Origin of the sequence: Kitasatospora sp. NPDC048298, assembly GCF_043201465.1 — a bacterium.
Classification (GTDB): Bacteria; Actinomycetota; Actinomycetes; order Streptomycetales; family Streptomycetaceae; genus Kitasatospora.
On sequence record NZ_JBICYZ010000008.1, the window covers coordinates 187,015 to 203,667 of the forward strand.

Annotated in this window: 12 protein-coding genes; 6 read left to right on the plus strand and 6 right to left on the minus strand. The window is 74.5% G+C overall.

Translation table 11 applies throughout. The annotated features are described in order from the left end of the window. Window positions 1-219: 219 nt before the first annotated feature. Window positions 220-1,560 carry a glutamine synthetase gene (locus ACGF0D_RS09930; protein ID WP_392914569.1) on the minus strand — a complete coding sequence of 447 codons (1,341 nt, stop codon included), beginning with the start codon at window positions 1,558-1,560 and terminating at the stop codon, window positions 220-222. 554 nt (window positions 1,561-2,114) lie between these two features. Here ACGF0D_RS09930 and ACGF0D_RS09935 point away from each other — a divergent pair. The 3 genes from ACGF0D_RS09935 to ACGF0D_RS09945 all read left to right on the plus strand — a co-directional run bounded on the left by ACGF0D_RS09935 (window position 2,115) and on the right by ACGF0D_RS09945 (window position 5,022). After that, entirely contained in the window at window positions 2,115-3,287 is a 1,173-nt protein-coding gene (locus tag ACGF0D_RS09935; protein ID WP_392914583.1) for a type III PLP-dependent enzyme, read from the plus strand. Beyond that, entirely contained in the window at window positions 3,284-3,841 is a 558-nt protein-coding gene (locus tag ACGF0D_RS09940) for a GNAT family N-acetyltransferase (protein ID WP_392914570.1), read from the plus strand. The genes ACGF0D_RS09935 and ACGF0D_RS09940 overlap by 4 nt, the downstream gene beginning before the upstream one ends. Window positions 3,842-3,939: 98 nt before the next feature. Further along, entirely contained in the window at window positions 3,940-5,022 is a 1,083-nt protein-coding gene (locus ACGF0D_RS09945) for an alpha/beta fold hydrolase (protein WP_392914571.1), read from the plus strand. Here the strand turns inward: ACGF0D_RS09945 and ACGF0D_RS09950 are convergent. The 5 genes from ACGF0D_RS09950 to ACGF0D_RS09970 are packed head-to-tail and all read right to left on the minus strand — an operon-like array spanning window position 5,012 to window position 11,546. Then, on the minus strand, window positions 5,012-6,328 hold the full coding sequence (locus tag ACGF0D_RS09950) for an NAD(P)/FAD-dependent oxidoreductase (RefSeq protein WP_392914572.1): 1,317 nt from the start codon (window positions 6,326-6,328) through the stop codon (window positions 5,012-5,014). The two genes, ACGF0D_RS09945 and ACGF0D_RS09950, sit on opposite strands and share 11 nt — an antisense overlap. Further along, window positions 6,328-7,104 carry an ABC transporter ATP-binding protein gene (locus tag ACGF0D_RS09955; RefSeq protein WP_392914573.1) on the minus strand — a complete coding sequence of 259 codons (777 nt, stop codon included), beginning with the start codon at window positions 7,102-7,104 and terminating at the stop codon, window positions 6,328-6,330. The genes ACGF0D_RS09950 and ACGF0D_RS09955 overlap by 1 nt, the downstream gene beginning before the upstream one ends. Beyond that, complete coding sequence (locus tag ACGF0D_RS09960) at window positions 7,101-8,978, minus strand: dipeptide/oligopeptide/nickel ABC transporter permease/ATP-binding protein (RefSeq protein ID WP_392914574.1); 1,878 nt, start codon at window positions 8,976-8,978, stop codon at window positions 7,101-7,103. Before ACGF0D_RS09960 ends, ACGF0D_RS09955 begins: the two co-directional genes overlap by 4 nt. A gap of 1 nt (window position 8,979) precedes the next feature. Continuing rightward, window positions 8,980-9,948, minus strand: coding sequence for an ABC transporter permease (locus ACGF0D_RS09965; RefSeq protein WP_392914575.1), 969 nt, complete (start codon window positions 9,946-9,948; stop codon window positions 8,980-8,982). Between the two features lie 14 nt (window positions 9,949-9,962). Next, entirely contained in the window at window positions 9,963-11,546 is a 1,584-nt protein-coding gene (locus ACGF0D_RS09970; protein ID WP_392914576.1) for an ABC transporter substrate-binding protein, read from the minus strand. 240 nt (window positions 11,547-11,786) lie between these two features. Here ACGF0D_RS09970 and ACGF0D_RS09975 point away from each other — a divergent pair, with 240 nt between their 5' ends. The 3 genes from ACGF0D_RS09975 (at window position 11,787) to ACGF0D_RS09985 (ending at window position 16,614) form a co-directional block, all read left to right on the plus strand. Further along, window positions 11,787-13,475 (plus strand): DUF885 domain-containing protein, encoded by a 1,689-nt coding sequence (locus tag ACGF0D_RS09975; protein ID WP_392914577.1) that lies wholly within the window; start codon window positions 11,787-11,789, stop codon window positions 13,473-13,475. A 309-nt stretch (window positions 13,476-13,784) separates the two neighbouring features. Then, window positions 13,785-14,129 carry a DUF5132 domain-containing protein gene (locus tag ACGF0D_RS09980; RefSeq protein WP_392914578.1) on the plus strand — a complete coding sequence of 115 codons (345 nt, stop codon included), beginning with the start codon at window positions 13,785-13,787 and terminating at the stop codon, window positions 14,127-14,129. A 232-nt stretch (window positions 14,130-14,361) separates the two neighbouring features. Beyond that, window positions 14,362-16,614: an ATP-binding cassette domain-containing protein gene (locus tag ACGF0D_RS09985; RefSeq protein ID WP_392914579.1), complete on the plus strand. Its 2,253-nt coding sequence runs from the start codon at window positions 14,362-14,364 to the stop codon at window positions 16,612-16,614. Window positions 16,615-16,653 lie beyond the last annotated feature (39 nt).

Genomic DNA, 16,653 nt, shown 5'->3' on the forward strand with positions numbered 1-16,653 from the left:
GTACGGAATCGAACAGCGCACCGTCCGCCTCCCCACCGGCGTCGCCGACCGGATCACCGAGCTCCTCCGCGACGAGACCCGGACGCCGGAAACCAGCCCCGGTACCGCCGCCCATGACCAGGACGCCGGGCTCGAACCGGTTTGGTAACCCGGCCGGACCACCGAGCAGTCCTCCAGGCAGGATGACGGGCTCGGGCAGGCGGCGCGACGGTCCGGGCGTCAGTAGCGCCAGCGGGTGGCGGCGATGACTTCGGCGTCCGTGCGCATCGCGAACAGGTCGGCCTCGGCGCGTCGGACGGCCAAGACGGTTTCGTACAGTTCGGGGCCGAGTGACTGGCGCAGGACGGCGGACTTCTCGTAGGCGTCGATCGCCTCGGGCAGGGTCGCCGGGAGGCGTTCGGCGTCGTCGAGGGCGGCGGGGTCGGTCGGGGTCTCGGGCGGGAGGGGGAGGGCGGCGTCGAGGCCGGCGAGGCCGGCGGCCAGTGCGCCGCCGATCGCCAGGTAGGGGTTGGCGGCGGCGTCGAAGCACTTGAGTTCGGCGTTGGCCTGCCCGGCGGCGGAGCCGGTGATCAGGCGCAGCGCCGCCTCGCGGTTCTCCAGGCCCCAGCAGCGGTAGGCCCCGGCGAAGTGGGAGGGGACCAGCCGCAGGTAGGAGGCGGCGCTGGGTGCGCCGAGGGCGAGCAGGGCGGGCAGTTCGGCCAGGATGCCCGCGAGGAACTGTTCGGCTTCGGGGTGCAGTCCGTGGCGGCCGGGGCCGCCGTGCCCGAGGTTCCGGCCGTCCCGCCAGAGGCTGAGGTGCAGGTGGCCGCCGTTGCCGACCGAGCCCTCGGTGAACAGGGGCGCGTACGAGACCCGCAGGCCGCGTCGAGCGGAGACGGCCCGGATGGTGTGGCGTACCAGCATGGCGGTGTCTGCTGCCTCGACGGGCCCTTCGGCGGCGACCGAGACCTCGAACTGCCCGGCGGCGTACTCGGGGTGGAGCTGGGCGACGGCCAGCCCCTGGTCGGTGAGGGCGCGCAGCACCTCCCGCAGGTAGTCGGAGTGCTCGATGAAGCGGGTCATCCCGTAACCCGGAGCGGTCGTCGCGGGGGCTCCGGCGGCGTCGGCGACCACCCACTCGACCTCGATCCCGGCCCGTACCGAGAACCCGCGCCGCTCGACGGCCTCGGTGAGCCGGCGGGCGAAGCCGCGCTGGCAGCCGGGGTGCGGGGTGCCGTCCTGGGTGTAGCGGTCGGCGGGCGCCCAGGCCCAGCCGGGCTGGGCGGCGAGCGGGGTGAGCCGGTCGAGGTCGGGGACGAGCCGTAGGTCGCCCACGGGGCCGGTGCTCGAGGGCGCGGTGGTGAAGGAGTCGTCCACCAGGGAGACGTCGAAGCAGGGTACGGCGCCGACACCGTGTTCGGCGGCGTGTTGGAGCTGGGTGAGCGGGACGGACTTCACCCGGGTGATCCCGGCGTTGTCGACCCAGCCGAACACCACCCCGTCGATTCCGTCGGCGGCGAGCTGGGTTTGGGCGGCCCGGGCCTGGGCGGCCCGCTCGGCTCGGGGGTGCGTGGTGGTCATGCGGTTCATGCTGGCGTTCGTGGCAGCGGGTGGGTGAGGGGTCGGCCTGGAATTCACCCGTTCGTGCGAGGCCGGGGTTGTGGGGTGACGCAGGACCTGGGAGGCGGGCGTTCTTCGGCAGCGTCCGGCGGGGCCCGGTCGTCAATGTCGTGAGGGGGCGGCTTGATGCCGTTCGGGTGATTCCACGCGCCGGGCGGTGGCTCAACGACGCTGCACCTGCCCGACGGTAGCGGGCGGGAGCTGGTGCGCGGCAGGTGCGGGCGCAGGCCCCGGAGGTCCGTAGAGTGCGGGGGATAGGGGGTCCAAGTCGGGCATCACAGCCGACCTTTGGACTCCCTCGTTTCATCTCATGGGTGCCAGCAAGCCCTTGACGTCAATCATCCAGTCGGACCGGGAGTTCACCCGTGAGGCCTCATAGCATCGACGTGCGCCAGATCGCCGAACCAGGCACAACAGCGGGCCGTGCAAGAGCCGGTCACCGCGCCCCGGCCGCCCCGGCCGCCGCGCCCGCAGTCACCGGCCCTCTCCCCGATGACCAGTACGACTGCACCGCGCTGCGCGCCGCACTGGCCGCCGCCACCGAGGACGTCATCATCTACGACCTCGACGGCGTCGGCCGCCAGTACGCCGCGCTCTGTGCCGAGCTGCCGGGTGTGGCCGTCCGGTTCGCGATGAAGGCCTGCCCGGTGGACGAGGTGCTCGGGTACCTCGCCGCGCTCGGCTCCGGCTTCGACGCGGCCAGCCCGCAGGAGATCGCCCAGGCGCTGCGCACCGGAGTACCGGCCGGGCTGATCCACTACGGCAACACCGTCAAGTCCGACCGCAACATCGCCGAGGCCCACCGGCTGGGCGTGCGCGACTTCGCCACCGACTGTGTGGAGGACGTCGCGGCGATCGCCGAACACGCCCCCGGCGCACGGGTGTTCTGCCGGATCGCGACCAGCGGCGAGGGCGCGCTGTGGGGCCTGAGCCACAAGTTCGGCTGCTCGCCCGAGGACGCCCCGCTGGTGCTCGACGCCGCCCGCAGCGCCGGGTTGGTGCCCTCCGGCCTGTCGGTGCACGTCGGCTCCCAGCAGATGACGACCGAGGCCTGGGCCGCGGCGATCGACTCGCTGGCGGAAGTCCTGGAGGCGCTCGACCGGCGCGGTATCACCCCGACCCGGATCAACCTCGGCGGAGGCCTGCCCGCCCTCGGCGTCCTCGACCGGAGCGGGCGCCCGCTGGACCCGCCGCTGGACAAGATGTTCTCGGTGATCCGCGAGGGCATGGAGCGGCTGCGCGCCGTCAACGCCGGGCCGCTGGAGTTCGTCCTGGAGCCCGGGCGGCACCTGGTCGCCGACCACGGCGCGATCCGCGCCCAGGTGGCGCGGCTCACCTCCCGCCGCCGCCTCGACGGCACCCGGGAGGACTGGCTCTATCTGAGCTGCGGCAAGTTCAACGGTCTGTACGAGATGGACCAGTTGCAGTACCGGCTGGAGTTCCCCACCCACCCCGGCGGCCAGTTCGTCGACGCCGTACTGGCCGGCCCGACCTGCGACAGCGACGACGCGTACGCCCGGGAGGACGGCCTGGTGCGCGTCCCGCAGGCAGCCGCCTCCGGCGACCCGGTGTGGGTGCACTCCTGCGGCGCGTACGCCGCCGCGTACGCCACCCAGGGGTTCAACGGCTTCGTTCCGCTGCCGTACACCTGCGTCGGCGGCCCGGCTCAGAACGGAGAGGACGCATGACCGACACCCGGATCCGGCTGTTTCAGGAGGAGGACTGGGACGAGGTGGTCGCGTTGGAGGAGCGCGCCTACGCCGCCAGCGGCCTGTCCGAGGGTCGCGAGGCGCTCCGCTCCCGGCACCGTGCCTCGCCGGGTACCTGCTTCGTGCTGGAGCACGCGGGCGGCTTCGGCGGCTACCTGCTGGCCCTGCCGTACCCGCGGTTCCGCTGCCCGGACCTGAGCCTGTCCGAGGAAGGCGCCGTCCAGGGGAGCGACCGGGAGGGCAACCTGCACGCCCACGACCTGGTGATCGCCGAGCGGGCGCGCGGCCGGGGACTGGCCCACCGGCTGCTGCGGCATCTGGAGGAGATCGGGCGGGCGGCCCACTGCCGGACCCTCTCCCTGGTCGCCGTGCGTGGCTCGCAGGTGCTGTGGACCCCGTTGGGCTACCGCGCCCGGCCGGAGATCGGGCTGCCCGCGAGCTACGGCACCGAGGCGGTCTACATGGTGAAGCCGCTGGAACCCGCCGTCACCGATCCGATGCCCGGGATCTCACCTGGAGTCGACGCGGGGTGATCGCCGGTCCCGCCATGTCGGACGGCGGGCATTGGGGTGAACGGCCCGGGGGAGGATACTGGCAAGGATCGGTTTTCGACTGCCCTCGCGGAGGACCGATGCGCCAGGACGGACGGGTCGCGGACTCCCTGCTCGCGCTGCTGAGCCGGGACTGGCTGGGAGTGCCGGTCGCGGTGCTGGTGGTGGCAGGCGGTGGCCTGCTGGTCGGGACGGGGGCGGCCTGGGCGGTGGCGCTCGGTGGCCTGGTGATGGCCGTCGGTGTGCTGCTGGCGGCGGGAGCCGTGCGGCACCTGGTGCTGGTGGCCCGCGAGGCGCGGGGGAATCCGCCGCCGGGGCGGCTGGTGGACGTGGGCGGTCACCGGATGCACCTCCTCTCCGAGGGGGAGGCCGGGGGCGGGCCGACGGTGGTCTGGGTGCCCGGCGGGCACGCCCCGGGTGAGGACCTCCGGGAGCTGCACACGATGCTGGCGGCGAGGGCCCGGTCGGTGCTGGTGGACCGCCTCGGGACGGGCTGGAGCGACGTCGGGCCGTTCCCGCGGACGACGGCGGTCGAGGCGCAGGAGCTTCCGGCGGCGCTGGAGGAGGCGGGGGAGCGGGCTCCCTTCGTGTTCGTCGGCCACTCCTTCGGCGGGCTGCTGGTCGCGAACGTGGCCAGGCGCCGGCCGGACCTGGTGGCCGGCCTCGTGCTGCTGGATCCGACGCCCCTGGAGGTCATCGCCTTCGCGCCGCCCAACCGGCAGCTCGCGGCGGTGCGCCGTGGCCTCCTGCGGACGGCGGTGCGGCAGCTGTTCGGCGCCCGCCGCGGCCCCGGGCCCCGGACCGGGCCGGGCTGCGCCGCCGCGTCGGTCTTCGCCGAGCTGACCCCGTCCGGGCTGGCGAGAGTGGGCTGGGAGACCGTGGTGTACGACGGTGACCTCGGGGACCTGCCGTTGGTGCTGGTGATACCGCGGGACCTCATCGGCGGTGAGGCGGTGCTGGCCGGGGCCCGGGACGCCGCCGAGGCCGAGCGGATCAGCCGCTTCTACCTCCGGAGCAGGACGCGGTACCTGGCGGCGTCGACGTCGTCCCGGCTGGTGCACACGCCGGCGGGGACGGGCCACGACTTCCCGCACGAGGCACCCGAGTTCGTGGTCGGCGTGGTCGAGGACCTGGTGCGGGAGCTGGGCGCGGTCAGCCCATGACCGTCCGGGCGGAGCCGGGCCGGACCGGGCGCAGGCGGGAGAAGGTGCCCAGGTCGACGACGTTGCCGGTGTGGTCGCAGCGGTGGCGGACCGGGGCGCGGTCGTGGTCGTGGCCGGACTCGACCGCGTCGATCAGGGCGGTCAGGTAGCGGCCCACCAGCGGGGCGTTCTTGAACTGGTTGCCGCTGGTGCCCATGGCGACGTAGTAGCCGGCCAGCGCGGTGCGGTCGTAGATCGGGGTCCAGTCGTCGGCGACGTCGTACACGCCCGCGATCCCGAGAGGCCGGTTGGGGACGCCGATCTCCGGGAAGCGGCGGGCCGCCCGGGTGACCTGGGTCCGGAAGCGGCGGGCGGTCGGGCGGGGGTCGGCGTCGTCGGGGTCGTCGATCCACTGCGGCGGGTCGCAGGCCGGCTCGGTGCCGCCGACCAGGAGCCGGCCGCCGGGGGCCGCTCGCAGGTAGGTGCCGAGGTCGAGGTCGGCGACCACCGGGCCGAAGCCAGGGGCGGCGACCACCGGGCCGAAGCCGGGCGCGGCGACCTGGTGCACCTCCTCGCGCAGCGGCCGTACGCCGACGGTGAAGTCGTCGCCGACGCCGGCCAGCCGGTTGAGGCCGCCCGACCACGGGCCGGCGGCGTTGACCACGACCGGTGCGGCGATCCGGGTGCCGTCGGCCAGCCGGATGCCCACCACCCGGCCCGCAGCGCGGTCGACGGCCACCACGGTGTGGTGGAACAGGAAGCGCGCGCCCAGCTTGCCGGCCGCGTCCGCGAGGTTCTGGGCGGCGAGCTGCGGGTCGTCGACGAACCCGGCGTCCGGGGTGAAGAGCGCGCCGAGTTCACCGGAAGGCGCGTCGAAGAAGGCGTCGTCGTCCACGGGTTTCGGCGGCCAGTACCGGCCGGCGTCGATCCCGGGCAGGTGGCGGCGCAGCGCGCCGGCGTCCCACCGTTCGTACGGGACGCCGGCACGGTCGAACAGGGCGGTGACGGCGGACGGGTCGGCGGCGGGGGAGTCGAGCAGGACGACGCCGGTGCGGTGGAAGGCGGCGAGCGGTCGGTGGCCGGTGAGCCGCAGGTGCTCGGGCCAGGACGTCCAGAGGTGCTGGGCCTCCCAGGCGGTGGCGACCCCGTCGAAGGTGGAGTAGTTGAACCGGATGATCGCGCTGGAGGCGCTGGTGGAGCCATGGCCGGCCGCGCCCGCCTTGTCGACGACGGTCACCTGCCGTCCGGTGCGGGCGAGTTCGAGGGCGATGGCGGCGCCGATCACTCCGGCTCCGACCACCACGGCGTCCGCTGGGCGACTGGGCATCAGGACCTCCCGGAGGGCAGGCGGGGCACGGCGTCGAGCAGCGCCCGAGTGTAGGGGTGCCGCGGCGTGCGCAACAGGGCCTCGGTGGGGGCGGTTTCGACGATCCGGCCGTCCCGCATGACCGCCAGCACGTCGGAGACGTGGCAGACCGCGGGCAGGTTGTGGCCGATGAACAGCATGGACAGGCCGAGCCGCCGCTGGAGGTCGCGGATGGTGTTGAGGACGGCGGCCTGCACCGACACGTCCAGGGCCGAGGTGATCTCGTCGGCGATCAGCAGGCCGGGCTCGACGGCCAGGGCGCGGGCGACGGCGACCCGCTGGCGCTGGCCGCCGGACAGCTGCTGCGGCAGGCGGTCCGCGAACTCGCTGCCCAGGCCGACGAGTTCGAGCAGGGCGGGGACGCGCTCGGCCCGGGCCGGCCGGTCGAGCCGGTGGAACGCGGTGGCCGCTTCGAGGAGCGTCCGGCGGACGGTCATCCTGGGGTCCAGAGCGGTGTCCGGGTCCTGGAGGACGATCTGGACCAGTCGGCCGAGCCGGCGCCGGTCGCCGACCGTCCGGACCCGGATCTCCCGGCCGTCGAGCAGGACCCGGCCGCCGTGCACGGGTGTGAGGCCGACGATCGCGCGGGCCAGGCTCGACTTCCCGGAGCCGGACTCGCCCACGAGCCCGAGCGTCGTGCCGGCCGGGATCTCCAGCGAGACCCCGTCGACGGCGGTGACGGGGCCGTACGGGCCGTGGTGGCGGACGGTGAGGTCGAGGACCTGAAGGGTGGTCATGGGGCGAGGACCTCCACCGGCGCCGGGTTCCAGCACGCGACCCGGTGGTCCGCGTCGAGGTCTTCCAGCGGCGGGGCCTGTTCGGCGCAGTGGTCCCGGCGGCGCGGGCAGCGGGGCTCGAACGGGCAGCCCGGGGCGGGCGCCAGCGGGTCGGGCGGTGCGCCCTGCACCGTGGGCAGCGGCCGGTCGCGGTCCGCCGCGAGGTCCGGTACCGACGCGACCAGGGCCCGGGTGTAGGGGTGCCGGGCGCCGCCGGCGAGCCGGTCGGCGGGCAGCGACTCGACGACGGCCCCCGCGTACATCACCAGGACGCGGTCGCAGAACTCGCCGACCAGTGCGACGTCGTGGCTGATGAACAGGACGGTGGCGGAGGTCTCCCGGCGGATGTCGGACAGCAGCCGGGTGATCTGCCGCTGCACGGTGACGTCCAGGGCGGTGGTCGGCTCGTCGGCGATGATCAGGCCCGGCCGCAGCATCAGCCCGGCGGCGATCATCACCCGCTGGCGCTGGCCGCCGGAGAGCTGGTGGGGGCGCGAGCGCAGCAGTTCGGGGGGAAGGCCGACCTTGCGCAGCGCGTCGGCGGCCTCCGACAGCGCCTGGGCGCGGCTCGCGCCGCGGTGTGCCCGGACGGCCTCGGTGAGCTGGGTGGAGATCCGCAGGGAGGGGTTGAGCGCGGAGGCCGGGTTCTGGAAGACCGTCGCCAGGCCGGTCGCGAGGTGGCGGTCGCGCTGCTTGGGCGTCATGGTGGCGAGGTCGGCGCCGAGCAGCCGGAGGGTCCGCCGGGTGACGCGGGCCCGTTCGGGGAGCAGGTCGGCGATGGCGAGCGCGGTGAGCGACTTGCCGGAGCCGGACTCGCCGACGAGCCCGACGATCTCGCCGGGGCGCAGGGAGAGGCTCACGTCGCGCACCGGTCGGATCACCCCGCCCGGGGTGGGGAGTTCGACGCTGAGGTCCTCGACCTGGAGCACCAGGCCGTCCTCGGCGGGCCCTCCCCCGGCCTTCGGCCGGGGGGACCCCCATGGGGCGGGCGGTGGCGCGGGGGCACGGGGTGCCGGGGTGCGCCGGGCGACGCCGCCGGCCAGGACCTCGCCGAGGAGCTGGAACGTCACCGCCGCGTAGAGGACGGCCAGACCGGGGGCGAGGGCGGGCAGCGGGTCGGCGTAGATCCGGTCGAGTCCCTGGTTGAGCAGCTGCCCCCAGTCGTAGTCGGGCGGTTGGACGCCCAGGCCGAGGAAGCTCAGCCCGGCGAGCGCGACGAGGGCGGTGCCCGCGGCGGTGGTGGTGGCCAGCAGCAGCGGCTCGGCGATGTTCGGCAGGACGTGCCGCCACAGCAGCCGGTGCCGGCGCAGGCCGAGCACCCGGGCCGCGGCCAGGTGGTCGGTGCCGGCGACGGCGGCGGAGAGCGTCTGGGCGAGCCGGGCGAAGCCGGGGACGCCGGCGACGGCGAGGGCGAGCACCGCTCCGGCGGCGCCCGCGCCGAACACGACGGCGAGGAACATCGCGACCAGCAGTGCGGGGAAGGCGAGCAGCAGGGTGATCAGCGCGGTGAGCAGCCGGCGGGCGCGGTGGCCGACCACGGCGGTGGCCGCGCCGAGCAGGACGCCGCCGGTGGCGCCGAGCAGGGTGGCGGCCAGGGCCAGCAGCAGGGAGGGCCGGGTGGCGGTCAGGACCCGGGCGAGCACGTCCCGGCCGAGGTTGTCGGTGCCGAACGGGTGGGCCGTGGAAGGGCCCTGGAGTACCGCGAAGGGGTCGGGACGGTCGGCCGCGGTGCCCCACAGGAGCGGTGCGACCAGTGCGAGGAGGAGCAGCGAGGCCAGCATGACCGCCGAGGTCCAGGCCATCGGTGAGCGGAGGTACCGGGCGGGAAGGGACATCTCAGCTCTCCCGGATCGTCGAACGCGGGTCCAGCACCGCCAGCAGCACGTCGACCAGGAGGCCGGAGAGCAGCACGGTGGAGCCCAGGATCAGCACCATCGCCTGGATCACCGGATAGTCCTGGCTGACCACGGACTGGGCCATCGCCGAACCGATGCCGGGCCAGGCGAACACCTTCTCGACCAGGACGGTGCCGGCGATCATGGCGGGCAGCAGGCTCCCGGCGACGGTGAGCGCGGCGGTGGCCATGTTCGGCGCGGCGTGCCGCAGGTAGCGGCGGGCGGGGGACAGCCGTTTGCCGCGGGCGGTGCGCAGGTAGTCCTCGCCCAGCACCTTCAGCGCCTCCACCCGGACGATGCGCAGCAGGACGGCCGTCGGCGCGAGGGCGAGCGCCAGGACCGGAAGCACGAAGGACTCGGCACCCGCCGCGCCGGCCACCGGCAGCAGCTGGAGGCCGACGGCCAGCAGCGCGGTGAGCCCGGCGGCCAGCACGAAGTCCGGCACCCCGGCCAGGCCGGCGGTGACCACGGTGAACGCCAGCTCGCTGCGCGGGCGCCGGCCGTCGCGGGTGCGGACCGCGGCGAGCAGCCCGCCGGGCAGGGCCACGGCGAGGGTGACCAGGAAGGCCAGGCCGGCGATCTCCAGGGTGGCCGGCAGTCGGGTACGGACCAGCTCGGCGACCGGCGTGCCGGTGACCAGCGACGTTCCGAGGTCGCCGTGGGCGAGGCCGCCCAGGTAGTGCCGGAACTGGGTCGGGAACGGCGCGTCGAGGCCGAGTTGGTGTCGGCGCGCGGCGACCAGGGCGGGGGCGGCGTCGACCCCGAGGGCGGCGCGGACCGGGTCGCCGGGGACGAGGCGGATCATCGCGAAGGAGGCGGTGAGCACGATTCCGAGGGAGAGGACCAGCCGGGCGGTGCGGCGGCCGAGGAACGCCGTCCAGGGGTTTCGCAGCAGGCGGGGCAGGGACACGGTCGGCCTCCCGGTCACCGGTGGAGGCGGATGCTGGTGGGGACGAGTTGGCCGCCGAAGGTGGTGGTGAAGGTGGTGCTCCGGCCGTACACGGTGCTCCGGCCGTCGGCGATCGGCAGGGCGTCGGCCGAGCGGAAGAGCGCGGCGGCGGCCCGGTTCCAGGTGCCGCAGCCTTCGGTGTCCGGCTCCCGGAGGGCCTGGGCGACCAGGGCGTCGTACTCGGGGTTGGTGACGCCCGCGAAGTTCAGCCCCTGGGCGGGGGTGGGGCCCGAGAAGAACGGGATGAAGCCGACCGGCAGGGCGAAGCCCGGGGTGGTGCCGACCACGACGTCGAAGTCGCCGGTCTGGTACATGACGTTGACGAGCGCGGGCAGGCTCTCGGTGACCAGCTTGACGTCCGCGCCGAGCGACGTCCAGGTCCGGGCCATCAGCTCGGCGGCGGGCGGCAGGGTGGGGCCGAGGTCGGGGCTGGTGATCAGGCGCAGCCGCAGCGGCCGGCCGTCCCTGGCCAGCCGGCCGTCCGGCCCGCGGGCCCAGCCGGCGGCGCGCAGGGCCTCGGCGGCGTCCCGGGCGGGCAGGTTGGCGGCGGCGAGGTCGGCGTGGCAGACGGCGCCCTCGGCGCCGAAGTCGCCGGCCGGGTGGCCGGTGCCGCCGACGGCGACGTTGGCGAGGCCCTGGCGGTCGAGGGCGGACACCAGGGCCCGGCGCAGGGCCGGGTCGGCGAGCGGGCGGCCGGGGCGCTGGTTGAAGAAGGTCAGCCCGACCACCGTCGCCACGTCCTCGGCGGTCAGGCCGTGGCCGGTGAGCCGGGCGCGGTCAGGACCGTTCACGCTCGCGATGTCGATGCCGCCGGTGAGCAGCAGGTTCGCCGCGGTCGCCGCCTGGGGCACCACCGAGAGGACGATCCGGGCCGGCAGGCCGGGCGCCGCGGTGGTCGCCCCGGCCGGGCCCCAGGTGTAGCCCTCGCGGACGGTGAACTCGTAGGGCCCGCCGGGGGAGTAGCGGGTGAGCACGTACGGGCCGGTGCCCCGGGTGGCGCGGCCGAGCGACCGCGGATCGTCGAACCCGGCGGGGCAGACGATCGGCAGCAGGCCGAGGGAGCGGGTGAGGAAGGGGAAGGGCGCGGTGGTGGTGGCCGACACCGTGCCGGCCCGGTCGTCGGCGCTCGCGGTGAACGGGACGTTCGGCAGGACGGTCTGGGCGCCGGCCAGCTGCTTGGCCGGGTCGCTCGCGTACGTCAGCGCCCGGGCCACGGCGGAGGCGGTGAGCGGGGTGCCGTCGGAGCAGGTGACGTCCGGGCGGAGGGTGAAGGTGGCCGTGGTGGTGGAGGCCTGCCAGGAGGAGGCGAGGCCGGAGACCACGGTGCCGTCGGGGGCGAGGTTGACCAGCGAGTCGTAGGAGAAACGGGCCTGACCGGCCCCGAAGGTGGAGTACGGGTCGAAGCTCGGCGTCTCGCTGGACGCGGCGATCCGGACGGTGCCGTGCTCCACGAGCGGAGTGCTCGTCGAGGACGGGGCGGCACCCCCGCAACCGGCCGTCGCGAGGGCCAGTGCGGCGGCGGTGAGGGAGCGGGCGGCCGACGGGGTGCGACGGGGCATGGGCGTCATGGTGCCACCGAGTTCTGCCGCTGGCGAGTCAACTCGCCTGCACAGTAAGCGTGTTCGAATGTCGCGTGGCGATCGGGGTCAGGCGTGGCGGAGGCGGAGGCGGAGGCGGAGGGTGCCCCACTGGAAGCCCGCGCCGGGACGGCACCCCTCGCCTCACCCGTTCGAGGGACACGGGGGCTGCCGTCCCGTGGACCGGGCGGCAGGGCGGCCCGTCACCGCCACACTGGCCGCATGACCGTGAGGACGAACGAGCCGGGCCATCTGGCCGACCGCTACTGGGAGTTCCTGCTGGAGCGCGAGCCACTGCTGAGAGTCCGCCAGGGGCTGCCGGTCGAGACGCTGCCCCCGGCCTCGCCCGTCGAGGCCGAGGAGCGGGCGCGGTTCGCCGAGGGGGTGCTGGCCGGGGTGCGGGCGCTCGACGGCGCGGAGCTGTCCGGCACCGATGCCGACACCGTCGGATTCCTCGCGGGGCTGGCCGAGCAGGAGGTGCGCGCCCAGCGCTGCTACTGGCTGACGCCCGCGGCCACGCCGTACCGGCTCTTCCCGCTGTCGCTGTACGTCGACGCGGTGTTCCGCCCGTTCGTCTTCGCCGAACGGGCCGACTCCGAACGGTACGTGTCGCTGGTGCGCGAGCTGGCCCGGGTGGTCGGCTCGATCGCCGACCGGACGGCGGAACAGGCCGCCCGTGGCTTCCGGGTGCCCGCCCCGGCCCTGGCCGGCGCGCGCGCCACCCTCGTCGGCCTGCGGACCTCCGTGGCGCAGCGGGTGGAGGTGGACGACGGCCGGCTCGGTGGGCTGGGAGCGGCCGAGCGCGGGCACCTCTGGGACGGCGTACGGCGGCTGGTGGAGGCCGAGTTGGTGCCGGGGTTCGACCGGCTGCTCGCCCTCCTCGACGACCCGGACTACCTGCGTGAGGCGCCGCGGGAGGTCGGCTGGGCGCGGTACGAGGGCGGCGACGAGGCCTACCGGGACTTCGCCCGGACCCACAGCGGGGGCGACACGCCGCCCGAGCGCTTGCACGAGCTCGGCCGCGAGCAGTGCCTGGAACTCGCCGAGCGGATGCGGGAGGTGCGCGCGACGCTGGGCTTCCACGGCTCGGAGGCCGAGTTCCACGAGCGGCTGCGCACCGAGCCCCGGCTGTACGCCCGGACCCCCGAGGAGGTCGAGGCCCGCTACCAGGGCTACCTCGACCGGCTCGCCCCGCTGCTGCCGCGCTGGTTCACGGTGCTGCCGGACGCGCCGTACGGGCTGGCGCGGCTGGATCCGGCGCTGGAGGCGGGGATGACCTTCGGGTACTACGAGCAGCCGACTCCGGCCACGCCGGTCGGGCGCTACCGCTACAACGGGTCCGGCCTGGAGGGGCGCTCGCTGATCGGTGCGGCCTCCCTGATCCACCACGAGCTGGCTCCCGGGCACCACTTCCACCTCGCCCGGCAGGCGGAGAACCGCGCCCTGCCGCAGCTGCGCCGGGAGGTGGCCGAGTTCGGCGCCTTCAACGAGGGCTGGGCCGAGTACGCGGCGGGCCTCGGCTGGGAGATGGGCCTCTACGACGACCCGTGGGACGCCTACGGGCGCCTCGCGCAGGAGCGGTTCACCGCGCAGCGCCTCGTCGTCGACACCGGGCTCAACCTCGGGACGATGGGCCTGGAGCAGGCCCGGGACTTCATGCGCGCCAACTCCACCGAGGCGGAGGGCCAGATCGCCTCGGACCTGCTGCGCTACGCGACGGACCTGCCCGGGCAGGCGCTCTCCTACCGGGCGGGCTACCTGGAGTTCGTCCGGCTGCGGGCCCGGACGGAGGCCGGGCTGGGCGCCGGGTTCGAGGTGCGGGCCTTCCACGAGGCGGTGCTGGGGGGTGGTGGGCTGCCGTTTCCGGCGCTGGGGCGGAGGGTGGAGCGGGAGGCCGACAATCGGTATTGATCTGAAAGTCGGATCATGTGTTAATTCGACGGTTCTGTATGTCGCAACCCATGGAAGGGGCCTTGTAAAGCACTCGCACGGGTGAATCCGCCGAGGATATTTGGTCCCGACGGGCCCGGCTCGACTACGGTGGCCAAGGAGCGGGCGGTGGACCCCATCGACGAGGAATTCGGCCCAGCAGGGAAATCCGGCACGGGAATCGAGAATTCCGGACATGGGTGCTTCGGTCCGCTCTGTTGTGTGTGCTCCGGAGTTCGCAGTGCCCCCGGGGTCCCCTGTCATCCGTCTGCGTAGAGAGGTTGGAGCAACATGCCGCCCGTAGTACCGCCCTTCCTGGTCGGCCTCATCGTCGCGCCACTGGCCAAGCGCCTCCTCAAGCCGCTGGTGCGCGGCGTCGTCAAGACGTCCGTCGGAATCGTGATGGAGGTGAAGAAGGCGGCCCACGAGGCCGGGGAGAACATCCACGACCTCGCGGCCGAGGTGGCCGCCGACATGGTGGCCGCGCAGGTCGCGTCCGACGAGCACCACCACAGGGCCGCCGAGAGCGCCACGCCGAACGGCGAGAAGGAGGACGAGTCCGTCCACCGGGCCGAGAACGAGGCGAGGGCCCCCAAGATCCGCGCGACTGCCGGCGCCGGCGCCAAGACGAACTGACGTCCCGCTGCGGGCCCGACCCACCGCCTGGGCGCATGTTCCGGCCGAACCCGGAGGATGTGTCCAAGCGGCGGGTCGGCCGTCGGCCCGCAGGCCGAACCGCATTCCCCTTCAGACTTCCCACTTCGTCGCAGTGCTCCGCCATGCCCAATGACGGCCCATCCGCGACCTCCGCAAACAGGTGATCGTACACATGCCATCTCTGCTGGGTGCCGCAGTCGGGAACCTTTCCGTGGATTCGGACGTGCGCCCGCGCTCGGTCGTCCCGGGGCGCCAGCGCTGGGACGTCAAGCCGGTCCTCGGCCGGCCCCGGACCGCCGAAATCCTCGCCGCCGCGCTGCGGCGCGTCCCCGGGATCACCGAGGCGCAGGCAAGCCCGATCACCGGTGGGGTCCTCGTCCGGTACGACGCGCGGGTGCGCGCCGCGGACGTCGGCCGGATCATCCGCAGGGCGGTCGCCCTGGTCACCCAGGGGCCGGCCGCCACCCCGCCGCCGGCCCGGCCCGCCGCCGCGCCGGCCCCGCGCCCGGACCGTGGCACCGTCGTGCGCCCGGTCCTCGCCGTGGGCGGCGGGGTGGCGGCCGGCGTCGCGCTGATCCGCGGATCGGCGCTCAGTAAGCAGCTGGTCGCACTCGGCGGGGTCGCCGCCGCGACCGTGGCCGTCCTGCGGAAGGCCTGGCGCAGAACCGTCGACACGGCCGGCGAACCGGCCGGGCTCGCGGACGAACGCCATCCCCTGCTGGAGATCGTCGGACCGCACCGGCGGCGGCTCCTGCGCGCCTCCGCGCTCTCCGTCGCCTGCCAGTTCTCCGAGATGGCGCTCGCGACCTTCCTCGGCTGGACCGCCCTGGTCCTCATCAAGGGCGAGGCCGCACCGCTGGTCCACCTCGGCCTGACCACCGCCTCCGCCCAACTCTGGGGCCTGGCCGGGCTGGTGGCCGTCGCCTGCGCCGCCGTCGCGGGCCTGTCCTACTCCTCGAACCTCCAGTGGCGCCAACTCGGCCAGGACATCGAGCACGACTGGCGCAGCCGCACCTACGAGCACGTGCAGCACCTCGAACTGCGGCACCTGGAGGGCGAACGGACCACCCGGATCGCCGGAGTGCTCACCGACGACGCCCGCCAGCTGGGCGCCTTCTTCGCCACCTCGGCCAGCGACGTGCTCCAGATGGGCACCAGCCTGGCCGTCCTGGTGCCGGTGTTCCTGCTGCTGGCACCGCAGATCGCCTGGATCGCCTTCCTGCCCATCCCGGTCATCGCCTGGCTGTCGCTCCGCTACCAGGAGAAGGTCACCGCCGACTACGCCGCCGCCGGCGAGGACCGGGCCAGGCTGCACAGCCAGCTGGTGAACACCCTGGAGGCCGGCGCCACCGTCAAGAGCTTCTGCACCGAGGACTACGAGGCCGAACGCGTCGACCGGCTGAGCGCGCGGGCCCAGGACAGCACCCAGCAGACCGACCGGAGCACGATCCGGCACGCCGAGACCGTCCGGGTCTGCACGACCAGCTCGATGGCCGGCACCCTGCTGATCGGCGGCCGGTCGGTGCTCAACGGCAGCCTGCCGTTCGAGGTGTTCAGCCCGCTGATCGGGCTGCCCCAGATGGTGCTGCTGCGGATGAACCGGCTCGGCGGCATCGTCGACCAGTACCAGCGCACCCTCGCCGCCTACGACCGGGTGCACCGGCTGCGCGCCCTGCCCGTCGAGGCCGAGGGCACCGGCGACCCGCTCGACAGCGACAAGGTGCGCGGCGAGATCGTCCTCGACGACGTGACCTTCGCCTACCCCGGCCGGCCGCCGGTGCTGGAGGACCTCTCGCTGACCATCCCCGCCGGGCAGGTCACCGCCCTCGTCGGCGCCACCGGCTCCGGCAAGACCACGGTCGCCAAGCTGCTGATGCGCTTCCAGGACGCCGAGTCCGGCAGCGTGCTGCTCGACGGGCAGGACGTCCGGGAGCTGCGGCGGCACGACCTGCGCCACGCCATCGGCTTCGTCGCCCAGGACCCGTTCCTCTTCGACGGCAGCATCGCCGACAACATCCGCTACGGCAGCTTCGGGGCCTCGGACGAGGCCGTGGCCCGGGCGGCCACCATGGCCGAGGCCCACACCTTCGTCGCGACTCTCCCGGACGGATACGACACCCTGATCGGCGAACGCGGCGCCGCGCTCTCCGGCGGCCAGCGGCAGCGGATCGCCCTGGCCCGGGCGATCCTCAAGGACTCGCCGGTGGTGATCCTCGACGAGGCCACCTCCGCCGTGGACAACGAGACCGAGGCCGCCATCCAGCGCACCCTGCGCGGCTTCGCGGCCGACCGGACCATGGTCGTCATCGCCCACCGGCTCTCCACCGTCCGCCACGCGGACCGGATCTACGTCATGGACAAGGGCGGCGTGGTGGCCGAACAGGGCACCCACGACGAACTCCTCGCCCTGCACGGGCTCTACGCATCCCTCTGGCAGCTCCAGGCCGGCGAACTCGCCGCCTGACCACAGCAGCGGCGCCCGCCCGCCGACCGCGTGACGCCA

Coding starts and splice junctions, on each gene's coding strand:
- ACGF0D_RS09930 (WP_392914569.1), bottom strand. CDS start 1,560: ATGACCACCACGCACCCCCGAGCCGAGCGGGCCGCCCAGGCCCGGGCC.
- ACGF0D_RS09940 (WP_392914570.1), top strand. CDS start 3,284: ATGACCGACACCCGGATCCGGCTGTTTCAGGAGGAGGACTGGGACGAG.
- ACGF0D_RS09945 (WP_392914571.1), top strand. CDS start 3,940: ATGCGCCAGGACGGACGGGTCGCGGACTCCCTGCTCGCGCTGCTGAGC.
- ACGF0D_RS09950 (WP_392914572.1), bottom strand. CDS start 6,328: ATGCCCAGTCGCCCAGCGGACGCCGTGGTGGTCGGAGCCGGAGTGATC.
- ACGF0D_RS09955 (WP_392914573.1), bottom strand. CDS start 7,104: ATGACCACCCTTCAGGTCCTCGACCTCACCGTCCGCCACCACGGCCCG.
- ACGF0D_RS09960 (WP_392914574.1), bottom strand. CDS start 8,978: ATGTCCCTTCCCGCCCGGTACCTCCGCTCACCGATGGCCTGGACCTCG.
- ACGF0D_RS09970 (WP_392914576.1), bottom strand. CDS start 11,546: ATGCCCCGTCGCACCCCGTCGGCCGCCCGCTCCCTCACCGCCGCCGCA.
- ACGF0D_RS09975 (WP_392914577.1), top strand. CDS start 11,787: ATGACCGTGAGGACGAACGAGCCGGGCCATCTGGCCGACCGCTACTGG.
- ACGF0D_RS09980 (WP_392914578.1), top strand. CDS start 13,785: ATGCCGCCCGTAGTACCGCCCTTCCTGGTCGGCCTCATCGTCGCGCCA.